This window comes from Bradyrhizobium sp. LTSPM299 (genome assembly GCF_000938235.1).
Lineage (GTDB): Bacteria > Pseudomonadota > Alphaproteobacteria > Rhizobiales > Xanthobacteraceae > Bradyrhizobium.
In genome coordinates this window covers 325678-352638 of record NZ_JYMU01000006.1, presented here as the reverse complement: position 1 = coordinate 352638, position 26961 = coordinate 325678, and the positions used below count along the sequence as shown (strand labels likewise).

33 protein-coding genes and 1 tRNA gene are annotated in these 26961 nt (G+C 64.6%); 23 read left to right on the top strand and 11 right to left on the bottom strand.

Annotation, left to right across the window (positions count from 1 at the left end; genetic code table 11):
* Positions 1-10: 10 nt before the first annotated feature.
* Positions 11-1603: a S10 family peptidase gene (locus UP10_RS02790; RefSeq protein ID WP_044585854.1), complete on the top strand. Its 1593-nt coding sequence runs from the start codon at positions 11-13 to the stop codon at positions 1601-1603.
* Between the two features lie 269 nt (positions 1604-1872).
* Here the strand turns inward: UP10_RS02790 and UP10_RS02785 are convergent, their stop codons facing one another.
* Together UP10_RS02785 and UP10_RS02780 are read right to left on the bottom strand one after the other, a co-directional pair.
* The gene (locus UP10_RS02785; protein WP_044586148.1) at positions 1873-3252 is read right to left on the bottom strand and encodes a M20/M25/M40 family metallo-hydrolase; all 1380 of its coding nucleotides are present in this window, start codon (positions 3250-3252) and stop codon (positions 1873-1875) included.
* A 124-nt stretch (positions 3253-3376) separates the two neighbouring features.
* Positions 3377-3595, bottom strand: a complete 219-nt coding sequence (locus UP10_RS02780) for a GDCCVxC domain-containing (seleno)protein (protein WP_044585853.1) — start codon at positions 3593-3595, stop codon at positions 3377-3379.
* Between the two features lie 127 nt (positions 3596-3722).
* Here UP10_RS02780 and UP10_RS02775 point away from each other — a divergent pair, with 127 nt between their 5' ends.
* The 9 genes from UP10_RS02775 to UP10_RS41960 all read left to right on the top strand — a co-directional run bounded on the left by UP10_RS02775 (position 3723) and on the right by UP10_RS41960 (position 12858).
* Positions 3723-4088 (top strand): hypothetical protein, encoded by a 366-nt coding sequence (locus UP10_RS02775; protein WP_044585852.1) that lies wholly within the window; start codon positions 3723-3725, stop codon positions 4086-4088.
* Positions 4089-4189: 101 nt separating this feature from the next.
* On the top strand, positions 4190-4603 hold the full coding sequence (locus tag UP10_RS02770) for a FixH family protein (RefSeq protein ID WP_044585851.1): 414 nt from the start codon (positions 4190-4192) through the stop codon (positions 4601-4603).
* On the top strand, positions 4600-6036 hold the full coding sequence (locus UP10_RS02765) for an efflux RND transporter periplasmic adaptor subunit (protein ID WP_044585850.1): 1437 nt from the start codon (positions 4600-4602) through the stop codon (positions 6034-6036). Before UP10_RS02770 ends, UP10_RS02765 begins: the two co-directional genes overlap by 4 nt.
* Positions 6033-9212, top strand: a complete 3180-nt coding sequence (locus tag UP10_RS02760) for an efflux RND transporter permease subunit (RefSeq protein ID WP_044585849.1) — start codon at positions 6033-6035, stop codon at positions 9210-9212. The genes UP10_RS02765 and UP10_RS02760 overlap by 4 nt, the downstream gene beginning before the upstream one ends.
* Before the next feature lie 59 nt (positions 9213-9271).
* Positions 9272-9730, top strand: a complete 459-nt coding sequence (locus UP10_RS02755; RefSeq protein ID WP_044585848.1) for a cupredoxin domain-containing protein — start codon at positions 9272-9274, stop codon at positions 9728-9730.
* 26 nt (positions 9731-9756) lie between these two features.
* Complete coding sequence (locus UP10_RS02750; protein ID WP_044585847.1) at positions 9757-10065, top strand: copper-binding protein; 309 nt, start codon at positions 9757-9759, stop codon at positions 10063-10065.
* A 97-nt stretch (positions 10066-10162) separates the two neighbouring features.
* Complete coding sequence (locus UP10_RS02745) at positions 10163-10426, top strand: hypothetical protein (protein ID WP_044585846.1); 264 nt, start codon at positions 10163-10165, stop codon at positions 10424-10426.
* Between the two features lie 247 nt (positions 10427-10673).
* Positions 10674-11873, top strand: a complete 1200-nt coding sequence (locus UP10_RS02740) for an MFS transporter (RefSeq protein WP_082076960.1) — start codon at positions 10674-10676, stop codon at positions 11871-11873.
* 250 nt (positions 11874-12123) lie between these two features.
* Positions 12124-12858, top strand: coding sequence for a DUF1932 domain-containing protein (locus UP10_RS41960; protein ID WP_245321645.1), 735 nt, complete (start codon positions 12124-12126; stop codon positions 12856-12858).
* A 70-nt stretch (positions 12859-12928) separates the two neighbouring features.
* Here UP10_RS41960 and UP10_RS02725 read toward each other — a convergent pair whose 3' ends face one another.
* Positions 12929-13480, bottom strand: coding sequence for a tetratricopeptide repeat protein (locus UP10_RS02725; RefSeq protein ID WP_044585844.1), 552 nt, complete (start codon positions 13478-13480; stop codon positions 12929-12931).
* Between the two features lie 173 nt (positions 13481-13653).
* Between UP10_RS02725 and UP10_RS02720 the strand changes: the two genes are divergently transcribed.
* Positions 13654-14100, top strand: a complete 447-nt coding sequence (locus UP10_RS02720) for a His-rich protein BRANT (protein WP_245321644.1) — start codon at positions 13654-13656, stop codon at positions 14098-14100.
* A 116-nt stretch (positions 14101-14216) separates the two neighbouring features.
* Here the strand turns inward: UP10_RS02720 and UP10_RS02715 are convergent, their stop codons facing one another.
* Positions 14217-15710, bottom strand: a complete 1494-nt coding sequence (locus UP10_RS02715; protein ID WP_044585843.1) for an FAD-dependent oxidoreductase — start codon at positions 15708-15710, stop codon at positions 14217-14219.
* A gap of 44 nt (positions 15711-15754) precedes the next feature.
* Here UP10_RS02715 and UP10_RS02710 point away from each other — a divergent pair, with 44 nt between their 5' ends.
* The 4 genes from UP10_RS02710 (at position 15755) to UP10_RS02695 (ending at position 18193) form a co-directional block, all read left to right on the top strand.
* Positions 15755-16252: a MarR family winged helix-turn-helix transcriptional regulator gene (locus tag UP10_RS02710; protein WP_044585842.1), complete on the top strand. Its 498-nt coding sequence runs from the start codon at positions 15755-15757 to the stop codon at positions 16250-16252.
* A gap of 101 nt (positions 16253-16353) precedes the next feature.
* Positions 16354-16776 (top strand): hypothetical protein, encoded by a 423-nt coding sequence (locus UP10_RS02705; RefSeq protein WP_044585841.1) that lies wholly within the window; start codon positions 16354-16356, stop codon positions 16774-16776.
* Between the two features lie 281 nt (positions 16777-17057).
* Complete coding sequence (locus UP10_RS02700; protein ID WP_044585840.1) at positions 17058-17771, top strand: outer membrane protein; 714 nt, start codon at positions 17058-17060, stop codon at positions 17769-17771.
* Positions 17772-17953: 182 nt separating this feature from the next.
* Entirely contained in the window at positions 17954-18193 is a 240-nt protein-coding gene (locus UP10_RS02695) for a DUF6719 family protein (protein WP_044541414.1), read from the top strand.
* A 72-nt stretch (positions 18194-18265) separates the two neighbouring features.
* On the opposite strand, the gene UP10_RS02690 is transcribed toward UP10_RS02695, so the two are convergent.
* Positions 18266-18520, bottom strand: coding sequence for a hypothetical protein (locus tag UP10_RS02690; RefSeq protein ID WP_044585839.1), 255 nt, complete (start codon positions 18518-18520; stop codon positions 18266-18268).
* A 447-nt stretch (positions 18521-18967) separates the two neighbouring features.
* On the opposite strand from UP10_RS02690, the gene UP10_RS02685 reads away from it, so the two are divergent.
* Together UP10_RS02685 and UP10_RS02680 are read left to right on the top strand one after the other, a co-directional pair.
* Positions 18968-19339 (top strand): hypothetical protein, encoded by a 372-nt coding sequence (locus UP10_RS02685; protein WP_044585838.1) that lies wholly within the window; start codon positions 18968-18970, stop codon positions 19337-19339.
* Complete coding sequence (locus UP10_RS02680; RefSeq protein WP_044585837.1) at positions 19336-20190, top strand: alpha/beta fold hydrolase; 855 nt, start codon at positions 19336-19338, stop codon at positions 20188-20190. The genes UP10_RS02685 and UP10_RS02680 overlap by 4 nt, the downstream gene beginning before the upstream one ends.
* 40 nt (positions 20191-20230) lie before the next feature.
* On the opposite strand, the gene UP10_RS02675 is transcribed toward UP10_RS02680, so the two are convergent.
* From UP10_RS02675 to UP10_RS02670, 3 genes are all read right to left on the bottom strand, one after another.
* On the bottom strand, positions 20231-20656 hold the full coding sequence (locus UP10_RS02675) for a hypothetical protein (RefSeq protein ID WP_044585836.1): 426 nt from the start codon (positions 20654-20656) through the stop codon (positions 20231-20233).
* A 217-nt stretch (positions 20657-20873) separates the two neighbouring features.
* Entirely contained in the window at positions 20874-21050 is a 177-nt protein-coding gene (locus UP10_RS45120; protein WP_197082746.1) for a hypothetical protein, read from the bottom strand.
* 41 nt (positions 21051-21091) lie between these two features.
* Positions 21092-21277, bottom strand: a complete 186-nt coding sequence (locus UP10_RS02670) for a hypothetical protein (RefSeq protein ID WP_044541363.1) — start codon at positions 21275-21277, stop codon at positions 21092-21094.
* Positions 21278-21561: 284 nt separating this feature from the next.
* Here UP10_RS02670 and UP10_RS02665 point away from each other — a divergent pair, with 284 nt between their 5' ends.
* Positions 21562-21804 carry a DUF768 domain-containing protein gene (locus UP10_RS02665; RefSeq protein WP_044586144.1) on the top strand — a complete coding sequence of 81 codons (243 nt, stop codon included), beginning with the start codon at positions 21562-21564 and terminating at the stop codon, positions 21802-21804.
* A gap of 207 nt (positions 21805-22011) precedes the next feature.
* Complete coding sequence (locus UP10_RS02660) at positions 22012-22314, top strand: hypothetical protein (protein ID WP_044586143.1); 303 nt, start codon at positions 22012-22014, stop codon at positions 22312-22314.
* 88 nt (positions 22315-22402) lie between these two features.
* Here UP10_RS02660 and UP10_RS02655 read toward each other — a convergent pair.
* Positions 22403-22477, bottom strand: a tRNA-Thr gene (locus UP10_RS02655).
* A 148-nt stretch (positions 22478-22625) separates the two neighbouring features.
* Positions 22626-23060: a hypothetical protein gene (locus UP10_RS02650; protein WP_044585835.1), complete on the bottom strand. Its 435-nt coding sequence runs from the start codon at positions 23058-23060 to the stop codon at positions 22626-22628.
* A gap of 124 nt (positions 23061-23184) precedes the next feature.
* Between UP10_RS02650 and UP10_RS02645 the strand changes: the two genes are divergently transcribed.
* The 4 genes from UP10_RS02645 to UP10_RS02630 all read left to right on the top strand — a co-directional run bounded on the left by UP10_RS02645 (position 23185) and on the right by UP10_RS02630 (position 25871).
* Complete coding sequence (locus UP10_RS02645) at positions 23185-23901, top strand: dienelactone hydrolase family protein (RefSeq protein ID WP_044585834.1); 717 nt, start codon at positions 23185-23187, stop codon at positions 23899-23901.
* Positions 23902-23952: 51 nt separating this feature from the next.
* Entirely contained in the window at positions 23953-24666 is a 714-nt protein-coding gene (locus UP10_RS02640) for a HoxN/HupN/NixA family nickel/cobalt transporter (RefSeq protein ID WP_044585833.1), read from the top strand.
* A 171-nt stretch (positions 24667-24837) separates the two neighbouring features.
* Entirely contained in the window at positions 24838-25320 is a 483-nt protein-coding gene (locus tag UP10_RS02635) for a hypothetical protein (protein WP_044585832.1), read from the top strand.
* 65 nt (positions 25321-25385) lie between these two features.
* The gene (locus UP10_RS02630; RefSeq protein WP_044585831.1) at positions 25386-25871 is read left to right on the top strand and encodes a hypothetical protein; all 486 of its coding nucleotides are present in this window, start codon (positions 25386-25388) and stop codon (positions 25869-25871) included.
* A gap of 117 nt (positions 25872-25988) precedes the next feature.
* Here the strand turns inward: UP10_RS02630 and rlmB are convergent, their stop codons facing one another.
* Positions 25989-26813, bottom strand: coding sequence for a 23S rRNA (guanosine(2251)-2'-O)-methyltransferase RlmB (rlmB, locus tag UP10_RS02625; protein ID WP_044585830.1), 825 nt, complete (start codon positions 26811-26813; stop codon positions 25989-25991).
* Positions 26814-26961: the final 148 nt, after the last annotated feature.

The window sequence follows — 26961 nt, the reverse complement described above, 5'->3', positions numbered from 1 at the left end:
AGTGAACGACATGGCTAACAGTTTTGCGACACGGCTCGCAGCTGCACTGCTGGTGGCCTGCCTTGTGACCGCGGCGCGCGCCGACGACGAGACCCCGCAGCCAACGCCATCGCCGAGCGCGCAGGCCCCGAGCACGCAGCCCCCGAGCGGCCAGAAAGGCCGGGCAGGGCGCGGCGGCGAGGCCGGCCCCAATGCCAGCGCCTCTGCCAACACGTCCACTGCCGAACCGCATCGCCTGCCGCCGGATTCCACCACCAAACAGTCGCTGGCATTGCCGGGCCGCACACTTGCGTTTACCGCCACGGCCGGCTCGATCCGCGTGTTCGACGACAAGGGCGAGCCGCTGGCCGACATCGCCTACACCTCCTACCAGCTCGACGGCGCCGACAAGGCGAACCGTCCCGTGACGTTCCTGTTCAACGGCGGACCCGGATCGGCATCGGCCTGGCTGCAATTCGGCAATGTCGGGCCGTGGCGGCTCCCGTTCGACGGTGATGCGGCGGTGTCGTCGGCCTCGCCCGAGCTGTCGCCGAATGCCGACACCTGGCTCGACTTCACCGATCTCGTGTTCATCGATCCGGTCGGCACCGGTTACAGCCGCTTCGTCACCACGGCTGAAGACGTCCGCAAGCGCTTCTTCAGCGTCGATGGCGACGTTAATTCGGTCGCGCTGGTGATCCGCCGCTGGCTGGAAAAATACGACCGGCTGACGTCGCCGAAATATGTCGCCGGCGAAAGCTATGGCGGCATTCGCGGGCCGAAAGTCGTGCACAATCTGCAGACCCAGCAGGGCGTCGGTGTGCGCGGCCTGGTCCTGATCTCGCCGGTGCTCGACTTCCGCGACTATTCCGGCTCCAGCATCCTGCAATATGTCGCGAGCCTGCCGACCATGACGGCGGTGGCGCGACAGGCCAAGGGGCCGGTGACGCGCGAAAATCTCGCCGACGTCGAAGCTTACGCGCGAAGCGATTTCCTGCTCGACCTCGTCAAGGGCCAGGCCGATACCGAGGCCACCACGCGGCTCTCCGACAAGGTCGCAGGCTTCACCGGCATCGACCAGGCGGTGAGCCGCAGGCTTGTCGGGCGTTTCGACATCGGCGAATTCCGCAGGGAGTTCGACCGCAAGAACGGCAAGGTGACGGGACGTTACGACGCCTCTGTCGAAGGCTTCGATCCCTATCCCGATTCCAGCTACTACCATTTCGGCGATCCCTCCGGCGATCCCCTGATGGCGCCCTTGACCAGCGCCGCCGTCGATCTCACCACGCGCAAGCTGAACTGGCGCCCCGATGGCTCCTATCAATTGCTCAGCGAGAGCGTGAACAAGGCCTGGGATTTCGGCCGCGGCACCGCGCCGGCGGAATCGGTGACGCAGCTGCGCCAGGCGCTGGCGCTCGACCCGAAACTGAAGCTCCTGATCGGGCACGGCCTGTTCGATCTCGCGACGCCGTATTTCGCCTCGAAGATCATCCTCGACCAGTTGCCGGCCTTCGTCGGCCGCGACCGCACCAAGCTCGTGGTCTATCCCGGCGGCCACATGTTCTACTCCCGCGACGGCTCGCGCCAGGCGTTCCGCAAGGAGGTCGAGGCGTTGATGAAGTGAGTGTGACGGGACGTGGATTGCGTTGCCCGCGGCAACACCAACTCGTCGTCCCGGCCTAGTGCGCAATTGCGCACGGGAGCCGGGACCCATAGCCACCGAATTGGGTTGTGAGAGAAGCCGACGCCGTTTGTGCCCTTTCCGCCGGCCGCGGCGTATGGGGTCCCGGCCTGCGCCGGGACGACAGCAAGTTTGTTGCACTGCCTGTGAGTCATACATCCGCGTTCTCGCGACATGATGCGCCGCCGAGAAGGCGGCGGCTCCGGCGGGGTTCAGCCCTCGTGCCGGAACTGGCCGAGCTCGTGCAACAATGCAGCCCCCGTTCGCACGCCGCTGTAGAAGCAGTCCAGCGTCATGTTCTCGTTCGGCGCATGGTTGGCTTCGTCCGGATTGGCATAGGGCGTGACGAAGGCGGGGATGCCCAGCAGCTTGGTGAAGACGTAGTTGGGCAGGCTGCCGAAGCCGGCTGGCACCAGCAGCGGCTCCTCGCCATGGGCGGCGACGAAGGCGCGGCGCAGCGGTGCGGTGTAGGGCGAGGCGATCGGCGTCTTCGAGGGCTGCATTCCCTTTTCTTCGGCGACGAACTCGACCTCGGGCGCATGCTTCGCCACATGGGCCTGGACCTTGCGCAGGATGTCCTCGGAATCCTGAGCCTCGACGAGCCGAATGTCGCATTTCACGAAGGCCTCGTTCGGCAGCACCGTCTTGGTGCCGGGGCCGGCATAGCCGCCGTGGAAACCGTTGATGGTCAGCGTCGGCTGGAAGCAGAGACGGTCGTAGAACGGACGGTCGGCAGGCGCGTCGAGGCGCTTCAGGGCGAGACTCTTCTTGATGGCCTCGATATCGAGCGGCAGACGCTCGATCGCCGCCAGTTCCTCTGATGCCGGCGGCTCGACGGCATCATGCAACCCCTCGATGGTGATCTCACCGGCCGCGTTCTTCATCGTGCCGAGCAGATGGACCAGCGTCCAGATCGGGTTCGGCACGACGCCGCCGAAATTGCCGGAATGGACGTCGCGGCTGGCATGGCGGCAGCGCAGCTCGAAGGAGACGACGCCGCGCGAGCCGAACTTGATCGTTGGCGCGCCGCTGGCATGGCGCGGGCCGTCGGCGGTGACGGCGAGATCGGCCTTCAACAGATGCGCGTTGGCACGCACGAAACCGGCGATATGCGGGCTGCCGATCTCCTCCTCGCCCTCCAGCAGCAGGATGACGTTGCAGGGCAGTTCGCCGTACACCTTGAGATGGGATTCGATCGCCAGGATCTGGGCGAAGTGCTGGCCCTTGTTGTCGCCGACGCCGCGCGCATAGAGCCTGCCGTCCCGGATCGTCGGCTCAAACGGCGGTGATATCCATCTCTCGATCGGGTCAGCCGGCTGCACGTCGTAATGTCCGTAGAGCAGGACGGTCGGCTTGCCCGGTGCCTTCTCCCAGCGCGCCACCACCATCGGATAACCCTCCGTGGCGACAAGGCCGGCTTCGAGACCGATCCCTGTGAGCATCTCGACAAGCAGGGCGCCGACCTCGGCGATGCCGATGTTCTCGGCGCTGATGCTCGGATGGCGCAGATAGGCGATCAGGCGCTGCAGGAAGCTGTCGCGGTTGGATTCGATATGCGTGAAGACGGCAGCCAATGCGTCTGAAGAAGCCATGATGAGCACCTGATACGGGAGTGAGCGGTCAGCGAGAGACGGGGGCGATAATGCGTCCGATTGCATGAGCGCTCTACGTCTCTCCTAAGGGACAATCAACAGGTGAGACGTCAATCGCGATCGTTCAGGCCTGACCGGACTTGTCGCAGCAGGTTCCGTCCACCTGGACCGGCGGGCAGGGCACCGACCCGTAGGAGCAGAACACGCAGCAATCGCCGGCCTTGGGCTTGAGACGGATGCCGCAACCCTGGCAGTCGTAGAAGAACTGGCAGGCGTCGGTCGGCATGGTTTCGGTGGCGGCAAATCCGCAAGCCGGGCAAATGAGGGTCGAGACGAGTTGCATGCGTCACTGATACGTTGGTTAACCGCTCATATCGTACGGTCATCGCGCGTATCAAGTATCCGTGGTCTGGCGAGATCGTGATCTCAGACGGATTTGCAGGTTGTACGCGAACATGCGACAAACTGGTATGCAAGTGAGGCGTCTCGCCAATCTCTGGATTCTGCTGCTCGTCGCGGCCGGGCTGTTGCTCGCGCCCGTGGCGCCGGCATTTGCCAGGATGATGCCGGATGCGGCGGCGGCCACGATGTCTGACGAGATGCAGGTCATGTCGGACGACATGCCGTGCTGTCCGGACCAGACCAAGAGCAAGACCTGCGATGGCTGTCCGTTCGCCGCGCTTTGCATGCTGAGCGTGCCGCTGCCGGTCCCAACAGGGGCTGCTACGCTCGTCGAGCGTCATCCGTTGCGGAGCCAGTTCGCCGCGCATGACGATCTCTTGCTTGACGGCCTCGGCGCCAAGCCACCGGACCAGCCACCTCGAACCAACGTCTGACGGGCGCGCAAGCGCCTGATCGCTGACGCGTGCGCCCGCTGGCGCGCGTGTCGTCGCATGCCGCTGACGCGGCCAATCAGACGTATCGAGGATAACAAACCATGACGACTTCCAACCTGGCGCGCGCCGCTGCCGCCGCGCTGATCGGTGCTGCCTTGAGTGCTTCCCTGGCGGGTTCGCCGGCGCACGCCGAGATCAAGAACTACGAATTCCAGCTCACGCAGCCGACCGTCCAGGTCGGAACTGACCGCATCGTCACGGTGCGGCTGGTCGACAGGACGACCGGAAAGTCAATCCCTGATGCGATCATCTTCGCAACGCGGCTCGACATGGCGCCTGACGCGATGCAGGAGATGGTCACCAAGGTGACGCCGATGCCGGGGACCGAGCCCGGCACCTACCGGTTCAAGGCCACCTTCGGCATGGCTGGACGCTGGCAGCTCTCGCTCGGTGCGAAGGTGCAGGGCGAGACCGGTTCGGTCGAAAACAAACTCGTCGTGACGGCCGAGAAATGAGCCGCCTCGCTTGGGCCGGCGCCGCCGCTGCGATCCTCGCAGCGGCAGGCGTCGCATGGACCGGTCACGGTCTGCCGCCGCGACCGGCGATCACCGCCATTGTACCGGCCGTGCGTGCGGCGGAGGCCGGCGCGCCGATCTATTTCCGGGATCCGGATGGCAAGCCGCTTTACTCGGCGACGCCGAAGCAGACGCCTGACGGCCGCGACTATCTGGCCGTATCAGGCGATGCCGATGTCGATTCTGGAGATCCCGCGCGATCTGCGGACATGAATCCCGCCAGCGCAAAGAGTGAGCGCAAGGTCAAATATTATCGCAATCCGATGGGGCTTCCCGACACCTCGCCGGTGCCGAAGAAGGATTCGATGGGGATGAATTACATCGCCGTCTATGACGGCGATGACAGCGACGATGGATCGGTCAAACTCTCGCCCGGCAAGATCCAGCGCACCGGCGCCAAATCCGAGCCGGTCGTGCGGCAGCCCGTCCGATCGATCATCCGGGCGCCGGGGACCATCCAGGAGGACGAGCGGCGCACTTCGGTCGTCGCACTGCGCTTCGAGGGCTTTGTGGAAAGCGTCGCCAACGTCACCACGGGTGATCACGTCCACAAGGGGCAGCCGCTCCTGAACGTGTACAGCCCCGCGCTGTCCAGCGCCGCTGCCGAATATCTGTCGGCGATCAATGCCGGTGCCACTGGAAAGGAGTTGAAGGGCGCGCGTCGCAGACTTGAGAATCTCGCAACGCCGGAGCCGGCGATCAAGGAGCTCGAACGTAACAGAGAGATTTCCCTCTCGATCCCATGGCTTGCCCCGCAGGACGGCGAGATTCTCGAGCGCAACGCCGTCAACGGGATGCGGGCGGGGCCGGGCGACGTGCTGTTCAGGATTTCCGACCATCGCCTGGTCTGGGTCCTCATCGACATCGCCGAGCGCGACCTCGCGCAGGTCGCCGTCGGGACCAGGGTCACGATCAAGCCGCGGGCCCTGGGCGGCCAGACCTTCACCGGGGAGGTGGCGCTGATCTATCCGCATTTGATGGCGCAGACCCGCACCGCGCGTATTCGCGTCGAAGTGCCCAATCCCGATGAGCTGCTGCGGCCGGAAATGTATGTCGATGCGGAAATCGAGACCGGGACGCCGGGCCCGGTGCTCGCGGTGCCGGAAAGCGCCGTACTCGACAGCGGTGCGCGGCAAGCTGTTCTTATCGACAAAGGCGAGGGCCACTTCGAGCCGCGTGAGGTCAAGCTTGGCCGTCGCGGCGGCGGATTTGTCGAGGTGACGGAAGGCGTCGCGGAAGGCGATGCCGTCGTGACCTCGGCCAACTTCCTGATCGACGCCGAGAGCAATCTGAAGGCGGCGTTGAAGGGATTCGCCGAGTCGGGCAGTGGGCAAGCAACTGAAACGCCGGGACATGCGGGAGCCAAGCCATGATCGCGCGCATCATCGCCTGGTCGGCGCGTAATTTGCTGCTGGTGCTGTTCGGCACCGGCTTTGCGGCGGCCGCCGGCCTCTACGCACTGCTCCATCTTCCGCTCGACGCGATACCCGATCTCTCCGACACCCAGGTGATCGTCTACACGGAATATCCGGGTCAGGCCCCGCAGGTGATCGAGGATCAGGTCACCTATCCGCTGACCACGGCGATGCTGACGGTGCCGAAATCGAAGGTCGTGCGCGGCTTCTCGTTCTTCGGCGTGTCTTTCGTTTACGTCATCTTCGAGGACGGCACCGACATCTACTGGGCGCGCTCGCGCGTGCTTGAATTCCTCAACGGCGCGGCGTCGCGGCTGCCGACCGGCGTGTCACCGACCATCGGGCCGGACGCGACCGGCGTCGGCTGGGTCTATCAGTACGCGGTGATGTCAAAGCAATTGAACCTCGCGGATACCCGCACGATCCAGGACTGGAACCTGAAATTCGCGCTCGCCAAGGCCGAGGGCGTCGCCGAGGTCGCCAGCGTCGGCGGCTTCGTCAAGCAATACAACGTCATCCTCGATCCGCAGCGGATGCGCGATCTCGGCATCACCATGCCGAAGATGCGCGACGCGATCCGTGCCGGCAATGCCGACGTCGGCGGCCGCACCGTCGAACTCTCCGAGTTCGAGTATGTGATCCGCGGCAAGGGCTATCTGAAGAACATCAACGATCTCGGCAACATCGTGCTCAAGACCGACAACGGAACGCCGGTGCTGCTCCGCGACGTCGCGCGCGTCGAGATCGGGCCGGACGAGCGGCGCGGCATCGGGGAACTGAACGGCGAGGGCGAGGTGGCCAGCGGCATCGTGCTGCAACGCTTCGGCATCAATGCCCTCGACGTGATCGACAACGTCAAGACACGTTTCAAGGAGATTGCGAGCAGCCTGCCGAAGTCGGTCGAGATCGTTGCGGTCTACGATCGCTCGAACCTGATCCATGCGGCGATCGAAACGCTGAAGCGCACTTTGGCGGAGGAAAGCATCGTCGTAGCCCTGGTATGCGTCGTGTTCCTGCTGCATGTCCGCAGCGCCCTGGTCGCGATCCTGATGCTGCCGGTCGGCGTGCTGATGGCGTTCGGCGCCATGAAGCTGCTCGGGATCGGCTCCAACATCATGAGCCTCGGCGGCATCGCGATCGCGATCGGCGCGATGATCGATGCGGCGATCGTGATGATCGAGAATGCGCACAAGCATCTGGAGCGCGCCGAGCCAGGCCGTCCGCGGGTCGTGATCCTGATCGAGGCCGCCGCCGAGGTCGGGCCCGCGCTGTTCTTCAGCCTGTTGATTATCACCGTGTCGTTCACGCCGATCTTCACGCTGGAATCCCAGGAGGGGCGGCTGTTCAGCCCGCTCGCGTTTACAAAAACGTTTGCGATGGCGGCGGCGGCGCTGTTGTCGGTGACGCTGGTCCCGGCGCTGATGGTGATCTTCGTCCGCGGCAAGATCGTGCCCGAGCACAAGAACCCGATCAATCGCTTCCTGATCTGGGTCTACCGTCCGGTGATCAAGGGCGTGTTGCGCGCCAAAACGCTGGTGATCCTGCTGGCGCTCGGGGTGCTCGCGGTCTCGATCTGGCCGGCGCGCCAGCTCGGCACCGAGTTCATGCCCAACCTCAACGAAGGCGCGCTGCTCTATATGCCGACGACGCTGCCCGGCATTTCCGTCACCAAGGCCGCCGAATTGATGCAGACCCAGGACCGCATCATCAAGAGCTTCCCCGAGGTCGCCTCGGTGTTCGGCAAGGCCGGCCGCGCAGCGACGGCGACGGACCCGGCGCCGCCGGAGATGTTCGAGACCATCGTCAACCTTAAGCCGAAGGACGAGTGGCGGGCAGGCGTGACCATCGACAGCCTGATCGCCGAGATGGACAAGGCGCTGCAATTCCCCGGCGTGTCCAACGCCTGGACGATGCCGATCAAGGCGCGCATCGACATGCTGTCGACCGGCATCCGCACCCCCGTTGGCGTCAAGGTGATCGGCCCCGATCTCGCCGGCATCGACAAGCTCGCCAGGCAAATCGAGCAGGTGCTGAAGGCCGTGCCCGGCACCTCGTCGGCCTATGCCGAGCGCGGCCTCGGCGGCTACTATCTCGAGATCACGCCGAACCGCGAGGCGCTGGCGCGCTACGGCATCGCGGTGCAGGACGTGCAGGACACGATCGCAACCGCGCTCGGCGGCCAGACCGTGACCACGACCGTGGAAGGACGGCAGCGCTTTACGGTCAACATGCGCTATCCGCGCGATCTCCGTGACAATCCGAAGGCGATCGCGAGCGATGTCCTGGTGCCGATGCCGGCCGGCGGCGCAGTCCCGCTCGGCGAGGTCGCCGACGTCACGCCGGCGCGCGGGCCGACCTCGATCAGGACCGAGAACGGGCAACTGGCTGGCTACATCTATGTCGACATCCGCGATCGCGATCTCGGCGGCTATGTCGCGGACGCGCAGCGCGCGGTGCAGGCGAGCATCCAGTTCCCCGCTGGCACTTACGTGGTCTGGAGCGGGCAATACGAATATCTTGAACGGGCCACCGAGCGGCTGAAGATCGTCGTGCCGGTGACGCTGTCGATCATCTTCCTGTTGCTCTACCTCAACTTCCGTTCGGTCACCGAGACCATGATCGTGATGCTGTCGCTGCCGTTCGCGCTGGTCGGCGGCTTCTGGCTGATGTGGGCGCTCGGCTTCAACATGTCGGTTGCGGTCGCGGTCGGCTTCATCGCGCTCGCCGGCGTCGCCGCCGAAACCGGCGTGGTGATGCTGATCTATCTCAACCAGGCGCTGGCGGAGATCAGGGCGCGCCGCGCCGCCGCAGGGGAGGCGTTGAGCCGCGCCGATCTCCACGAGGCGATCATGGAAGGTGCCGTCGAGCGCGTCCGGCCGAAGATGATGACCGTGGTCGCGATCATGGCGGGGCTGCTGCCGATCATGTGGAGCACCGGCACGGGCTCGGAGATCATGCAGCGGATCGCGGTGCCGATGATCGGCGGCATGATCTCGTCGACCTTGCTGACGCTGATCGTGATCCCTGCGATCTTCGGGCTGGTCAAGGGTTTCGGTTTGCCTCCGGGCAGATCGCGACCAGCGGCGCGGATGAGCGCGACAACGAAAGTGCGCGTCCCGGAGCCTGCCGAATGAGGTGAGCCATCATGATGCACCACGATAATTGCCGCTGATAAAACAACACGGAGACACCAATGAATCATCTCACCAAGATCGCGGTCGCACTCGCTGCTCTGTCCATCGTGGCTCCGGCCGCCAGTCACGAGAAGCACGGCCATGAATCCTTTTCGGCGGGCGAGCCGGGCGACCCCAACAAGCCGTCGCGCACCGTCGAGGTCCTGCTCAACGAGATGGATTTCACGCCGGCCCGTATCGAGGTGAAGCGCGGCGAACAGATCCGCTTCGTTCTCCGCAACGCCGGCACCGAGGATCATGAGTTCCTGCTCGCCACTACGGAAGAGAATTTGAAGCATGCCGAACTGATGAAGAAGCATCCGCACATGGAGCACGACGATCCGAACGGAGTGCGGCTGGCGCCGAAGAAGAGCGCCGAGATCCTCTGGAAGTTCACCAGGGCCGGAACGTTCGAATATTCCTGCCTGATCCCCAATCATCGCGACGACGGGATGATCGGGCACGTCGCCGTCAAGTGAGAGCAGCAATTGTGAAGGAAGCGAAAATGAACAGGATGATCCGGATGGCGGGCGCCGCCGTGCTCGCGCTGGCGCTGAGCGGAGCCGCAGCCCAAGCCGCGGATCGAGGCGCGGCCATCAATGGCGAGGTCAGGAAGATCGACGAGAGAACTGGCAAGATCACGCTCAAGCATGGTCCGGCCACGAGCCTCGGGATGGATGAGCCGATGACGATGGTCTACCGGGTCAAGGATCCGGCGATGCTCAAGCAGGTCAAGGTGGGCGACAAGGTTCAGTTCGACGTCGAGAGCGGCGACACGGGCTACACCGTGACCCGGATACAAACGTCGAAATGAGGTGAGGGAGAGCCTGAAGGGCTCCGGCGCCGATCGTTTGGGAACACGATCGGTGCCGGCGCGTTGGAGTGCATCTCGCGCGCAGAAGGATCTCGCCATGACACTCAACGCGGCAATGCTGATAGCGGCGCTGATGCTGTCGGGAACCGTGTTGGCGCAGAGTTCCGGCCCCTCGGCCGGCGGACAAGCGGAATCAGGCGTGACCACGACGGGGCAGGCGCCGGCCCCGAAGACCGGCGACAGCGGCCCGGCGGTCGCGCAGGCGAGCCGTCCGGCCAAGCCTGATACGGGCGCGGCGAGCAACACGGTAAGCGTGAACCGCGGGCCAAAGACCGACCGCCGCCGCGAGCATTTTCCGTAACGAGCGCGGTCTCCTGTCGCAGACCTGTCGATGAGGCATTCCAGCCATCCGGCAAGGCGCGATTGCCGCGTGGCCGCGCTTGGTGGATAACGGATTCGTAGTCGGGCCGATGCGGTAAGCCGTTCAATCGTTTTGCAATTGTCTCGCAATTGTCACGTGAAATCGGCCCGCCGAGGCATTTCGGTTGGGCGCGGTGGGCGGCATGGCGATGGAGAGCGGGGCAGGGTCCGGCGGACGATTTCTGGGGATGGACCGGGCGATCGCCCGCATCCTGCCGGTCCTCGCGGTCACCCAGCTGATCAGCTGGGGCACAATCGGGCTTCCAGCCATCGTCGGCAACCAGATTGCCGCCGATCTCCGCCTTGATCTCCCGACCGTCTTCGCCGGCACCTCGATCCTTTACGTGACGATGGGCCTGTGTGCCCCGCTGCTGGCAAAACCGTTCCAACGCTTCGGCGCCCGCTGCGTCATGATGGTGGGCGTCACGATCGCAGCCCTCGGTCTGGCCGTGCTGGCCTGCGCGCAGGGGGGCGTGCTCTATGTCGTCGCCTGGACGATCCTCGGCGTCGCCGGAAGTGCCACCCTGACCACGGCCGCCCATATCAAGCTCAACGAGGTGGCGGGACGGAAGGCGAAAGGCGCGATCGGGATCCTGATGCTGGTCACCGGGCTTTCCAGCACGATCTTCTGGCCGACGACGGCGTTTCTCGCCGCCCACGTCGGCTGGCGCGGCGCCTGCCTGGTCTATGCGGCGATGCTGCTGCTGATCTGCCTGCCGCTGCATACGTTCGGACTGCCGCGCCGGCCGATCGCTCCGGCTGCGACCGCAGAGTCGGCCGCTGGGTCCGAAGCGCCCCCGGTGCTGGAGAGGAGCACCTTCTTCCTGCTGGTGGCGTCGATCGCGCTCAATGCCTTCGTGACCTTCGGATTCAGCGCCGTGCTGGTCGAACTGCTGAAGGCCGAGGGGCTGTCGGCGCCCGAGGCGATCGCGTTCGGCTCGTCACTCGGCATCGTGCAGGTGACGGCGCGCGGGCTGGATTTCCTGGGCGGCGGGCGCTGGGACGGCATCACAACGGGCCTCGTCGCCGGCGCGCTGCTGCCGATCGCGATGCTGATCCTGCTGGTCGGCAACGGGTCCCATTGGGCGATCGCGGCCTTCATCGCACTCTACGGCCTCGGCAGCGGTGCGCTCGCGGTGTCGCGCGCGACCATTCCGCTGGTGTTCTATGACCAGACCGAGTTTGCCAAGGCGGTGTCGCACATCGCGCTGCCGCTGAACCTGATTTCGGCGGCGGCGCCGCCAATTTTGGTGGCGCTGCTCGCGCGGGTCGGCAGCGGCGCCTTGCTCGAGCTCGCGATGCTGTGCTCGGTCGGAGCGTTCCTGCTGCTGCTCGTTCTCGGCCGCCGCCGGCGCGTGGTCGGAATGCCCGCCGCCAGTTCGGGATAAGGAATCGCAGATTGCAGGATGGGTGGACAAAACCGACGCATGCGATGTTGGGCACGCTTCTTGCTTAACTGATTGCCATGACCCAAAAAACAATCGGCTTTGTCGGCTTCGGCGAGGCAGCGCAATGCTTCGCGGCACATCTCGCAGGCAAGGGCGTTGCAGCGCCGCTGGTGTTTTGCGAGGGAAAGACCAACCGCCACCTTACTCGGACGCGTTCCGCGGCATCGCCGCCACGCACGGCGTTGAGCTGGTGGATAGTCTGCACGCGCTGATGGCGCGCGCCGATATTGTGTTCTCGGCGGTCGTGGTCGCGACTGCCGTTTCGGTGGGCCAATCGATTGCCGCGCTGGTTCGCCCTCGCATGCTGGTGGTCGACGTCAACGCGTCGACGCCGAGGGCCAAGCGCGAGGTCGCTGATGCCGTGGCAGCGAATGGCGGCGCCTTTGTCGATGCCAATCTGATGGGCGCGGTCAGCATCTACGGTGCAACGGTGCCGCTATACTGTTCCGGCGATGGCGCCGCCCGCTTCGCCGAGCTGTTTGCGCCGCTCGGCTTCACGATCGAGCTCGCGGGCCCGCAGGCCGGCGCGGCAGCGGCGGTAAAGATGCTGCGCAGCGTGGTGACCAAGGGCATGGAGGCGCTGATCGTGGAGGCGCTCACCGCCGCCTCGCTGGCGGGCGTGCGCAGCGAAGCGCTGCGCGGTATTTGCGAGCCGATGGATGCGACGCGCTACAGCAAATTCGTCGACATGTGCGTGCGCACCGACGTGCTGCATGCCGAGCGACGCGCGGTGGAAATGGACGGCGTCGCGGAGGGGCTGCGTGAGATCGGACTGCAACCGATCATGACGGAAGCCACCGCCGCGCGGCTCCGGACATCGGCAGGACTCGGCCTGCGCGATGATTTCGCGGCGCGCCAGACCTTCAGCGCCGACGATGTGCTCGATGCCTATGCCGCAAGGATGGCCGAGCTTCCGCGCCCGTAGCGTGGCCAGAATCATAAAGCCGGCGCGGTCATTGCGACCGCGCCGGCTCGATGTGTAGAATTCTCTTCGCTCAGTAGACGAGGCCGGTGCCCGGGGGCTTCTCGAGCGCGGCGGCGAGCGAGCGGTATTCGTCGCTGTTGGTGCCGGCGAGCTGCGCGATCTTGTTCAGATGATACTGCGCCTGGTCGCGGTTGCCCTGTTCGAGCTGCCAGAGTCCGTAATACTGCCAGGTGCGCACATGATCCGGATCGGCCTTGAGCGCGCGCTCGTACCAGACCTGCGAGACCTTGTAGTCGCCGAGCTTGCGGTAGGAATAACCGATCAGATTGGCGACGTCGGCGCGGTCGTCCTGACCGAGCGCCTTCAACTGATCGATCGCGCCCGCATAGTCGTGGCGATCATAGATCGTGGTGTAGGCCGTGTGATAGCCGGCCAGGAACTTCTGGTCCTCGATCGAGGAGGTCTTGTCCTTCTTGGCTTTCTTGGGTGCCTTGGCCTTGCCGCTGTCGGATGCCGGCGGGGCCGGATCTTCGCCGCCCGCGGCGTAGGCCGAGATGACGGGGCCGGCGGCAAGTGCCATCGAGAGCACCGCAAGGGTCAAATACCGTGTCGTCTTGCTCATTCGTCGTCGCTCCTGATCGTTTCTGATCGTGCTCGGCAATCCTACACCGAACCCTGCTGACATGAATACCGGAAGCCCCGGAACATTCCCGGCTGATCCAGCAATTTTGCGTCAGCCGGTCGGGGACAGCCCGGGAAACGGCCGGCAGCGAACATGACAAAGATGTCATTCACATGAATGAACACCGTCAGCGTCCTTCAGAACGGGTTCAGCGCGCCACCCCTAAGGTCGCGTCATTGATCGGCGAGACCGACCATCCGGCCGGACACCCCGCGATCCCCGTGGAAGAGGAGACCACCATGTTGAAGACGATTTCCGCAGCGCTGATTGCCATGTCCGTCATCGCAGCTCCCGCGCTCGCCGCCGAGCAGGGCAAGACCGTCGCCCCTGCGCCTGTCACCAAGACCGCTCCCGTCATCAAGAGCGAGCAGATCCCGTCGAAGGTTCTGAACGCCAACGCGAAGATGGGCCGGCATCACGTCAAGCACTATCGCCATCATCGTCACCACAAGCACATGGGCGTGTTGAAGGTGAAGGCGCCGAAATTCGCGACCAGCCACGTCAAGCACATCAAGGCGAAGGTCGCGGTCAAGCACGTCGCGCCGGTCAAGCGCGGCTGAACCTGATCCGCCGGGCGTGGTTCGATCCACATTGCCCCGCCGCGCCCACGGATATCAGACCCGGCCCGCCCGCCATTGCTTCCCCAATGGCGGCGGGCCGGAGCGCGTTTTGCGTGTCAGGTGAGCCCGACGCTGCGCAAATAGCTTTCGAGGCTGTGCAGCTCGCGCGATGCGACGATCGCGCCGACATAGCCGTCGGGACGGACCAGCACCCAGTCACCGGAGTCCAGTGAATAATTCTTCTGCAGTTCGCCCGCGTCATCGCGAAGGTCGCCGCGCGGACCGGTGCTATGGATGTGCAAACCGCGGCGCGCCGGCACGAGGTCACGATCGACGTCATGGCCCAGTAACGTCCAGTGCGGGCCCTGGAACAGCTGGAATAGCCGCCACGCCTGACCGGCGGCGCCGCGAAGGCGCGCATCGGGCGCGCGGTCGCCGGCCAGCAGGCCGCCGTGCCGTTCCGGCCTCTCCAGTGCCAGCGCTGAACAGGGATAGCCGAGATCGAGCTGCTGCACCTCGCGGCCGCGCCGCATCTCGCCCCGCTTGCCGGCCTCGAGCAGCTTTGCCGAAAGACCAAGCATGTCGGCTGCGATCGGCCGGCGCTCGTCCTCGTAGCTGTCGAGCAGAGGAGCGGGCGCGCCGGCAATCACCGCGGCGAGCTTCCAGCCAAGATTGTAAGAATCCTGCACGCTGGTGTTGAGACCCTGGCCACCGGTCGGCGGATGGATATGGGCGGCGTCGCCGACCAGGACCACGCGACCAACCCGGTAGCGGTCCGCAAGCCGCGCGTTCATGCTGTAGGCCGACGCCCAGACGACGGAATGAATGCCGATGTCGTCGCGGCCGGTACGCTCGGCGACCATTCTGGAAAGCCCCTCCGCCGAGAGATCGACGTCACCTTCGAGCGGGACCGGCGCCTGCAACTGGAACAGCTCGGTGCTCGCGAGCGGGCACAGCGCGACCTGGTGCTCCATCGAGCCGTCGTGAAATCGGTGCCATGCATCGCGTCCCAGGCCTGTCAGCGCGAGATCGGCCACGACGGCGCGGACGCCGAGCGTCTTGCCGGGAAAGTCGATATCGAGCGCATGCCGCACAAAGCTGCGGCCGCCATCGGCGCCGACGAGATAGCGCACGCGGATCGTCGCGTCGCGGCCGTGGTGCGAAAGCCGTGCGGTGACGCCGTCGCCATCCTGAGTTATTCCAATCAGTTCACAGCCATACTCAACCTGATGTCCGAGCTCGCGCAGGCGTTCGCGCATCACGCCTTCGGTGAGGAATTGCGGCACCATCAACGGTGTCAAATAAGGCTCGGCCGGCGTCGGCACGGCAGCCGTGACCATGTCGGAATCAACGAAGCTGCCGTCGGGGCGGTGTTCGCGCTGTCGGGGATAGGGGCCGCCGGTCGCGGCCAGCCGGTCGATGATGCCGAGATCCTCGAAGATTTCCTGGGTTCGCGGCTGGATGCCCTTGCCGCGCGAGCCGTGGAATGGAGCCTCCAGCTTCTCGATCAGGCGGAACGAGATCCCCCGCCGCGCGAGGTCGATGGCGAGGGTGAGACCGGCGGCGCCGGCCCCGCTGATCAGCACGTCGCTTGCAAATTCCTGTGTCATGGCCGTCTCCGTATGTGTAATATGCACATAATTGGAGGGTGCAGATGACGTCAAGAAAATATGTGCAAAATACACATAATCGTGAGACGTTCCGTGCCCTGCACGAGGCACTGATCGACATTGTGAGCGTAATGAACCGCCCGCAGCGGGACGAAGCGATGGTGCGGGAGGCCGGGATATCGCTCGACCGGGCGCTGTTTCCGCTGCTTGTCGTCATTGAGCGGCGCGGCCCGATCGGGATCGTCGACCTCGCCGACGGGGTCGGGCGCGATTACACCACGGTCAGCCGGCAGGTCGCGAAACTCGAAAGCCTCGGCCTCGTCGGACGTCAGGCCGGTGCCGACCGCCGGGTCCGGCAGGCCGTCGTGACGCCGAAGGGCAAGACCATGACGGATGCCCTGGACGCCGCCCGCGAGCGGATGGGTCGGATCATTTTCGAGAGCTGGGCCGAGCGCGACGTCGACGAGTTGGCGCGGCTGATGCGCAAGTTTGCCGATGCGATCAGCCGTGACCCCTTCCACGATCCGAAGGGCGGCTCCTGACCGCTGAGATAACCGAGTTGCGAATTCCCTTGCCGCGCGAAGCGGTCTAGAGGCTTACCGGTCAGGAGACGCGGCGCCGGGGAATCATGGGACAGCGACGTTTGGGCATTTCAGTGAAACTGGCGGCGATGCTGCTGCTGGGAATCGGGCTGGTCGGCTGCGCCGGCGGCGACGATTCAGGGCCGATCACCTTTACCGACGATCGCGGCAACGCCGAGCAGCCGTTCCCGACCAGCTTTCGCCCCGAGATCCTGGCGTTCATGAAGACCTATCTGAACAATCCGGTCGGCGTGCACGAGGCCGGGATCGCCGAGCCGGTGCAGCGCACGGTCGGCGGCCGGCTGCGCTATGTGGTCTGCCTGCGCTACAGCCCGAAGGATACGGACGGCAGTTACCGGCCGGTTCGCGAGCGCGGCGTGCTGTTTGTCGACGGCCGGCTCGATCGCATCATCGAGAACGCCGCCGAGCCCTGCGCCGGCGTGTCCTATTCGCCGTTTCCAGATTTGGAAAAGATGACGCGCTGAGGGGCGGCCTGACAGAGTGTCGCAGCCATGACCGGATGATGCGCACAATCCGATCACTTTTCCCGGAGCGCTGAACCTTCTTTTAGCCTTCTGCGACATCCATTCAGCCGAAATGCGGCTGCTTAACGGGTGAAAAAACCTTCTGTGGCAAGGAACAAACGGGCGTTGTTGCGGCCCCGTCACAGTCCGGAAACATCACAGGTCTGGCATTGCCCCAAAGCAACCCAATTGAGGTCACGTTGTTTGGATTGATAGCGCAACGTAAGTCACGGGGATCGAAGATGAAGAAGTTTTTGCTTAGTACTGCGGCGCTGGCCGCTCTTGCGAGCCCGGCGTTTGCCGCTGACATGCCGGCCCGCGCCTATACCAAGGCACCGGCCTATACCGCGCCCGCGCTCGTTTACAACTGGACCGGTTTCTATATCGGCGGCCACGTCGGCGGCGCGTTCACGGACGGCAATAACCTGATGGGCAGCGACGCGCGCTTCATGGGTGGTGTGCAGGGCGGTTTCGACTACCAGTTCGCCCCCAACTGGGTGGCGGGTATCGAGGCGCAGTACTCTTGGCTGCCCAACTCGTCGAACAATGGCGTGCTGTTCCCGGCCGGTACGCTGGTGAGCGGCAACACCGACCAGATCGGTTCGGTCACCGGCCGCCTCGGCTACACTTGGGGTCCGGCGCTGCTCTACGCCAAGGGCGGTTATGCCTGGCGCGACAACAACAACATCAGCGCCTCGGTCGCCGGCGTGCCGGTCGGCTTCACCACCGACGGCAACCACCAGAACGGCTACACCGTCGGCGGCGGTCTCGAATACATGTTCGCCCCGAACTGGTCGGCCAAGGCCGAGTACCAGTACTACAATTTCGGCAAGACCACCTTCACGGGCGGTCCGGCCGACATCGTCGGCGCAAGCTTCCGCAACGACGAACACACCGTCAAGCTCGGCATCAACTACCGCTTCGGCTGGGGCGGACCGGTGGCTGCCAAATACTGATCGCCAATTTGGCTTGATCGACGCGAAAAGGCCGGCTTCAAGCCGGCCTTTTTGTTGGGTTGATGCCGCGTTAGGTGCGCATTGGCGGCACAAGTGCAATGCAAAAAATATTTCCTGCATTGCAAGGAACTTTCATCGTGATGCGCTATTATGCGTTCGCCGGGGCTGGTGGACAAACGAACATGCGTAGTTTCGCGTTAGGGCTGATCATATCTGCGGTCTCCATGCCGTGCCTTGCCCAGACCGTGCTGAAATCCGAACCCCTGATTCTCGCTCCCTATGAGGCTGTCCTCGTGCAGGACGCGTCCTGTCCGACCGGCAAAGTGCTCAAGGTGACCGGCGCGATCCGGGGTCTGCATCGGCGGAAGGTCTGTGTCTCGCTGGCAGCCGAGCAGGCTTCGCTGGTGACGGCGACGCCGTAAGGCTGGGGATGACGCACCACACGGCCCGGCTCGCTGATGCGCGCCGGGGCCATTGACGTCACGACTTCAACATCACGAATTCAGTTTGGGCTCCAATCGCGCTTGGAGATCGGCATCGGCCTTGTTCCTGGCGGGGTCCTCGTTTGGATCGAGCTGGCAGGGCCGGATCTCGTAGTCATTGTCGAGCACCGGGCGATGCGAGGCCTTTTCCTCTTCCGAAACGGCATCGACGACCAGGCCGGAATCCTTGGCCAGCTTCCAGACATCGGCCTCGGTCGGGTAAGCCTTGCTCAGCTTGGCATCCTGGTAGAACAGCGCGTAGGGCATTCATGGTCTCCCCCAAAAACCGACAACGCAGGCACCGGTTAAGAGGTTTCGGCTTCACGGAACGGTGAGCAACTAACTGAACAAGTACCTGAAAATATGAATCATTTCGGTCCTTTCGCGGGAGTCCCTGAGTCCCTAACGAGAGGTAAACCCCGAAAAAAAGAATCCCCGGGACTCCCCGGGTAGAATCGCCGGATGCTCCGTCTCATGAGAGCGATCCAGACCCCTCATGAACGTGTCCATGCCGCGCTGACGGTTGCGCTGCTGGCGGCCTGCGCGGCCAATCTGGCGCTGGTGTGGGCCTGGCTGTAGCCGGGGCTTCGCCTGAAAACGCCGTAGCCGCCCGACGTCAGCGCCGATTGACGGCCCGCGCATTCGCCCCATCATTGCCGACATAACAAGTGCCTGCCGCAATCAGCGGACGGGCCGTTCGTGGGTGGAGCGAGCATGATCGAAGCGCTGAGAGAGCGGGTCAATGTCGACGCTGGCCTCGTGCGGCGTGGACGGTATCTGTCGACCACATTCCTGCTTGAGATCGGCAACACGGCCTGGCTGATCGCAATCCATGAAGGCCGGATCAATTCGGTGACCAAGGGTCCGCTCGTGATGCCGTCATGGTCGTTTGCGCTGCGCACCTCGGACGAGGAATGGGACAAGTTTTCCGCGCGCCGGCCACCGCCCGGATCGAACGACCTGATGGCGCTGATCAAGCGGCGCGTGCTGAAAGCCGAGGGCGACCTGCAAATCTTCATGGCGAACCTGCGCTATTTCAAGGACGCGCTCGCCAAGCTGCGCGCGCCCGACGGAGTTGCGGCATGAGCGCAAGCTTCGAGCCGATCATCGGCCGCTACATGCATCTCGATTTGTTCGGCCGGGCGCACCGCGTCTATGTCGAGGAGGCAGGCTCGGGCACGCCGCTACTTTGTTTGCACACCGCGGGCGCCGACGGGCGGCAATATCGCGGCCTGATGAACGATCCGCGCGTCACGCGCCGTCACCGCGTCATTGCCTTCGATATGCCCTGGCACGGCAAGTCGTCGCCGCCTTCAGGCTGGCACGACGAGGAGTACCAGCTCACGTCAGTGCAATACACGACGATGATCCTGGCCGTGATCGACGCGCTCGATCTCGACCGGCCGATCCTGATCGGCTGCTCGATCGGCGGCCGGATTGCGCTGCATCTGGCGCTCGAGCACCCGGAAAGCTTCCGCGCCATCATCGGCCTGCAGGCCGGCGCGCATGTCGATCCCTATTACGACCTGAATTTCCTGCACCGGCCGGACGTGCATGGCGGCGAAGTCGCTGCCGCCATCGTCTCGGGCCTTGTCGGCCCCGATGCGCCCGAGGCGGAGAAATGGGAGACGCTGTGGCACTACGCGCAAAGCGGGCCCGGCGTGTTCAAGGGCGACCTCTATTTCTACAAGATCGACGGCGACATCCGCGCCCGCGTCGCCGAGATCGAGACCAAGCGATGCCCGCTGTTCTTGCTCTCCGGCGAGTACGACTATTCCTGCACGCCGGAGGAGACGCTGGCGGTCGCGCGCAGCATTCCCGGCAGCGAAGCCACCATCATGAAGGGGCTCGGGCACTTCCCGATGAGCGAGAATCCGGGTGAGTTCTTGAAGCACCTGCTGCCGGTGCTGGAGAAGATCGGCGGCCAAGGGAGCTAAAGACGGGAGAGGTGAAGCAGGGAGACGTAGAGTACCGCGCCTACTTGCCGGAGCGCGGCAGTTCGGCGTTGTCGCGAATCGCTGCGCGCACCTTGTCCATGGTGGAGCTGCAATACTCCTCGCGCTCACGCAGAAAGCGCTGCTGGTTGGCACGGAAATTCGCAACCCGCGCACGCACTTCCGAACCGAAGTCGCCACGGATGTCGAGCTTTACGAAACCCGGCAGCACCGGCGCCGGCGGGACCTCGACAACCATCACGGCGGCCGGAGCGGGCGCCGCGGCAGGCGGCACCTCGATGACGGTGGGCACCGGCAGGGGCGGTGCGACAGTGACCGACGTCGCTTCAGGTGCAACCACGGGCGGCGCAGCCATCAGCGCCTCGGCGTCAGGCCGCTTGGCCGTCACCGATTGCACGAAAGCCATGGTCTGCGCGATCAGGAGATCGCGTTCTTTCATCCACTTCATGGCGCACCCTCAGTGGGCCGGATTCCAGCAAAGCAACACTGCAGAATCAAGCGTTTACCACGAAGATGGTTGACGAGGGCGTCTGTTTTGCCCGCGAGGTGACAAAACGGCGACACCACCTGAGCGGGTGAGGGCTGGGGGTGGAGCAGAGTACCGACGAGGCCGGGCGCGTTCTGGAGAGCCGAAGCCCGACTTTGAGAGGTGCCGACCAGCAGCTTTAGTGAGCGACCGTCTCGACCTCCGGTTCGGTGGCGCGGGCCTCGATCAGGTCGGCATAGCGGCCGTATTCCTCGGCCATTTCGAGCAGCTTCTCGCGCACCGCAGCGTCGGTGACCTGGCGGGCCAGCCGCTTGGCCTGATCGGACTGGAAACGGTAATGCGCGGTGTCGGACATTGTGGCTCCTCACAAATATGTAAGGGCCGGTCCGCAAAGGTTCACTGCAGCGTTTGCGAGCGTTCCGTCAGCGCGGCCAGGCCCGCGCAGGGGTTGTCCTCGCGGATCTCGACGTCGAACCAGCCCATCTCCTTCAGCTCGCGTGCCTTCTTCTCGGCAGCGTCCTCGCTGTCGCGCTTCAGAACGATCTGGCTGGTGCCGTCCCGCGCAAGGATGAAATAGGTCATGGCTTTGAGTCCACCCGCCGCCAGCGTACACGGGTTTTGCGGGGAAGGACAAGAAACAATGCGAAATTTGCGTGGTCATACGGGAACGCTCCCGCGAATCCTGCCAAGGATGCGGGGCCAAGGACTGGTTCACATCCTTAAGCCGCGCCCGCCGCAAGGGGCGCAAACAGGCCGCCAACCGAGACGGCGGATTCCTTCAACGGAAGACAGATTGCAACGGAAGACAGATTGACATTGCAATGCAACCGTTGCCCGCTATGACCGCTCTCAGCCGGGATGAAAACATGAGTGCAAGTGCGCGAGAGTTCGTCGATTTCTGGATCGAGAACAGCGTTCACGCTGTCGAGCAGTATCGCGTGCCGGGCGCGTCGCAAGACGTGGCCGAGCTCACGCAGCGGTGCATCGAGATGGCCAAGGGCGAGGGCATTACCGAGCAGGCGCTGCGCGACGAGGTCGGTGACGTCGGCGAATATATCCGGGACAGACTGAAGGCGGCCAACAAGGCGGAGTCCGGTCGCAGCGAGTAGGTGTTTCGAACGCGGTGCCTCGACCGTAGCAGGTGAATTTGCCCCGATGAAATTCCGATCGGCTCCTCCGCGGAGCGTGAAAGTGCAACTAACCTTCCACCGCTCATCACCATTTTTCTCCTCGTGATCTTGAGGACCCGCTGATTGCGGGATTGACTCATTGTTCATGTTTTGTTCTTATGCTGCACGTTCAGCAAGGAGAGCATCATGGACAACCGCATCAACGAAATCCGCAGGCAGGTGAGAGCATTGAGGGTCAGCATGATGGAGGCCGAGGCCATCATGCGCGAGCAAATCAACCGGGGCGAGGATTGCGCCTTCGTGGCCAGGGACATGATCAAAATGCGCACGGTGATGAGCCGCCTTGTCGAGGAACGCGCCATGCTCGGCGACCGTGAGCCGATCCTGTTGAGCGGCGGTTTCATCTCGCGGCGCCCGAAAGCGGAAAGGCCCATTGCGCTTCCGCCGTTCAAGCGTCGCCTGATGCCCGTAGCGGTACGTGCCCGGTGAGGAGTTCGAGATCTGAAGCTGCGGGCGCGACTGCGTGACCCTGGTTCGAGCGCGAACCGGCTCGGGCAGCCGGTGCTCTGATCATTGATGGTGCCGGCTGAGGGGATTGAACCCCCGACCTTTGGTTTACAAAACCACTGCTCTACCGCTGAGCTAAGCCGGCGAATGGGTTGGATTGCGCGCTCGCATAGCAGACTTGCCGGGCGAGGGCCAGAAGCAGAAATGAGATCGGGGAGGCGGCGTGGCCGTCGGCCGGCAAGGAAAAGGCGGCCCTCGGGCCGCCTTTTCCTTCTCTTACGTACAGGTCGGGGTTACTGGCAGGGATGCTGCCGGCCGTCGTCGCCGCGGAACCAGGTGCCGGGGGTGCAGACGAAGCCGTTCTGCCGGGCGTATTCGGAGCCGCCGCGCGCATAGCCGCCGCCGGGGCCATTGCCAGGACCGCCGAAGGGGGCGGTGGCGATCGCGGTCGCCGTTCCGACCGCGCCGCCGACGACATCCGCCGCGATGTCGGCTGGACCGGGATCGTAGCGGTTGTAGCTGTCGTTATCCTGCCAGCCGCGATCCTGCCGATAGGCGCGGCGGTGATAGCTGGCATCGGCGCCATAGCCCGGTCGCATGGTCTGGCAATTCCCGTAGCTATCGACGTTCGAGCAGCGGGTGGGGCCGCCCATCATCTGCTGTGCCATTGCAGGGGTCGCCAGCGCCGAGGCGAGCAGGGCGGCGGCGCCGAGAATCTTGAGCTGCATGCGAAGTCTCCTCTGTCGTGATGTGCAGAGCTAATCTCGCTGGGCCGCGCCTGTTCCTGTTCCGCCTTGTCTTCTGTTCAAACCGATGTGAAGTTCCGCCTCGTTCCCTCTTGATGAGATTTGCATGCATCTTCGCGACATCGATTACCGCTGCGGCGACACCAATCTGCGCGGCTATCTCGCTTTCAACGAGTCGAGCGGAAAGCGGCCCGGCGTGCTGGTGTTCCATGAGGGGCTTGGGCTCGGCGATTTCGCGATGGAGCGGGCGCGCAGGCTTGCAGAGCATGGCTATGTCGCGTTCGCCGCCGACATGTTCGGCGAGCGGCGGCAAGCGGCCAATCTGGAGCAGGCGGCAGCCCTGATCGGCGTGCTTCGCACCGAGCCGGCGACGCTGCGCGCCCGTGCCCGCGCCGCGCTTGCGACGCTGGTCGCACTGCCCGAGGTCGATGCCACCAGATGCGCCGCGATCGGATTCTGCTTCGGCGGGATGGTCGCGCTCGAACTCGCGCGTGACGGCGCTGATCTCAGGGCCGTCGCCAGCTTCCACGGCGTGCTCTCGACCAAACTGCCGGCGGCAGCGGGCACGGTGAAGGCGAGCGTGCTGGTGTTGACCGGCGCCGAAGATCCGTTGGCGCCGCCCGACCAGGTCGCGGCCTTCGCGGACGAGATGCGCGCCGCCGAGGTCGCCGACTGGCAGGTGGTCAGCTACGGCAACGCGCTGCACGGCTTCGCCAACCCGGCCGCTGATGGCTCGATCATGAAGGCCGCACTCTACAATGCGCGGGCCGACCGTCGCTCCTGGGCGGCGATGCATGGCCTGTTTGACGACGTGCTGGCCTGACAAGATCAGCGATCTGGTGTTTGATCCGGTGTCAGGTGGGGCGGGGGATTGATGTTCGGAATTTTGAGTCTTGGTTTTCTGCTCGGTCTTCAGCACGCGCTCGAGCCCGATCACATCGCGGCCGTATCGAGCATTGCGGCGCGCCGTACCAGCATCAGTGACATCGTCAAGCACGGCCTGACCTGGGGACTCGGTCACACGCTGACGCTGTTCGTATTTGCGGGCGCCGCGATCCTGCTCGGACACGCGATTCCGGAATCGGTGGCGCAGCCGATCGAGACCGCGGTCGGCATCATGCTGGTCGGGCTCGGCGGGCATGTGCTGTGGCGGCTGTGGCGTGACCGCGTGCATTTCCACGGCCATGCCCATGCCGACGGCACCACGCATCTCCACGCTCACAGCCATGCGGGAGAGACCGCGGCGCTTGCGTCCACTTTGCCGCACGCGCGCGCCGCGCATATCCATGAGCACGGCTTCCGCTGGCGCACGCTGCTGGTCGGCCTGATGCACGGCATGGCGGGCTCGGCGGCGCTTTTGGTGCTGACGGTGTCGCAGGCCCCGAACCCGGTGATCGGGCTCGGCTATGTCGCGTTGTTCGGGGTCGGCTCGATGATCGGGATGGGCGTGCTGTCCAGCGTGATCGCGGTGCCGCTCGCGGCCTCCGCGCGCTGGCTGACCTGGGCCAATCGCGCGCTCCAGGTCACGGTCGGCCTTGTCACCATCGCGATCGGCATCCACGCGATCATCGAGAATGGCTTCGCCTGACGCACCGACACGTCGGGCATGGGCGTTAACGATTCCCGATCTTGTTCTCGCGCAATTGACCGAACGTTGATGCTTACGCGTTAGGCTTACCGGCAGTTCGACCCGCGGCCTTAACCCTTGCGCCGACGCCTTGGACTAGGTTGTGCCTGGAACAACGGGGCATTGCGTGACATGCGCTTTGGCGTAGCACTGGCGATATTGGCTGCCATGAGCTCGACGGCCATGACTTCTACAGCATGGGCCGGCGGCGGCTTCGACATCGTCGTGCCCAATCGCCCGGGCGTCCCCATCATCATCAACGGCGTCGATGCCTCCTATGCCGTGGTCGAAGGCGCAATCGGCCTCGGCCACAACGAGCCGATGCAGCCGACCGTCTATGGCGGGCGGTACATAGATCCGGAGCCGAATGTCGGCCATTACTATCCGAGCATGGGCCATATGCCCGGCTACGGCCGCCTCGAGATCGAGCCGCCGACCAACCGCCGCCTGCCGCAGCCGGCCGAGAGCTATCATCAGACATGGTCGGCGCAGTCGGCACCGCTGCCGGCGCAATCCAACGTTCCTGTCGATTCGCCACCGGTGATCTACGCACCGCAGTTCAACGGCAGGCCACCGGGAGGCCAGCGGTCGCCGCGACCGAGAATTCCGCAATAAACGTCGAGAAGCCCAAGAAGCCAAAAGAAACCTAAATCAACGAAAGACACCTACAGGAGAGAGTAATGCGTCAAATGATCACTGGACTGATTGCGGCCGTGGCCGTCATGGCGGCCGCGCCCGCGATGGCGTGCGGCTTCAACCCCTGTGGCGCGCCGGTCTATGCCCCGCCGGTCGTGAATTACTGCAACCCCTGCGGCGGCGGCGCGGCGGCCGAGCGGCTGCCTGACCCGGACGAGGCCTACCCGGACCAGGCGCAGCAGTACTACTACATCAACCAGGGCCCGACCTACACCGGTCCGGGCAACTGGGCGCCGCGTCCGTACTATCGTGAGGGCTATGGCCGCCCGTCTTATGGCTATCGCCACTATGGCTACGGCTATCGCCACCATGAGTACGGCTACCGCCACTACGGCTACGGCGCGTACCATCACTATCGCCCGTCGTATCACCGTCCGCACTACGGCTATCATGACGGCTACGCACCGCGTCACGCCTACGCGCCCGCGCCGTATCACTACGGCCACCACGTGCTGCGCCGCTACTACTGAGTCCTGCGATTCGCTGAAGAGATCAGCGCCCGTTCGCAACCTGCGAGCGGGCGTTTTTCGTTTTATTCGGGGGCGTTGTCCTGGATATCTTTCGCGCCACGCGAAGACGTCGATGCGTTACATCAGCCCCAGCCGGCTGGCGCCGATATAGAGCGCGAGCACTGCGGCATTCGAGACGTTGAGGCTCTTGATCTCGCCGGGCATGTCGAGGCGGGCGACGACGCGGCAGGTCTCGCGGGTCAACTGCCGCAAGCCCTTGCCTTCGGCGCCGAGCACCAGCGCGAGCGGCGGCTGCAATGCCACCTTGCCGAGATCCTCGGTGCCCTCGCTGTCGAGGCCGACGGTCATGAAACCGAGGTCGTTCAGCTCGTTCAGCGCGCGCGCCAGATTCTGCACCGTGACAACAGGCACCAGCTCGAGCGCGCCGGATGCGGATTTCGCCAACACGCCAGTGGCCTCCGGGCTGTGCCGCGCCGTGGTGACGATCGCCTTCACCGCAAAGGCCGCGGCCGAGCGCAGGATGGCGCCGACATTGTGCGGGTCCGTGATCTGGTCGAGCACCAGCACGATGCCTTCTTGCGCCAGCGTATCGAGATCAGGCGAGGGCAGCGGATCGGCTTCCGCCAGCAGCCCCTGGTGCACGGCATCGGGGCCGAGCCGTTGGTCGATCGCGCTGGGGCGGACGATCTCCGGCGCGACTTTGGTGTCGATATTCTCGTCCGCGAGCCGCTTGGCGGCGTTCTCGGTGAGGTAAAGCTTACGGATCTGGCGGTCCGGATTGGCAAGTGCGGCCGCCACCGTGTGCCAGCCATACAGAATCACCGGCCCGTCGGAACCGGATTCGCGCTCCTGCCGGCCAGGCGGACGGGCGAATTTCCGCCCTTTTTCGAAGGGTTTAGGCCCGCCGCGGCGGAAATTGGGCTTGCGGTCGCGATCGCTCATCTGAGGCTTGTCTCATGGCTCCGGAATATTGGCAATTTAGCCGGCAAATTGCCCGCCGGCTTGGTTGACTTTGGCCGGTCCCTTCGACCATAAACGGCCCCGATCGCGCACCCGTAACTGGGCCTGCGCGGTTATCAGCGTCATCGTA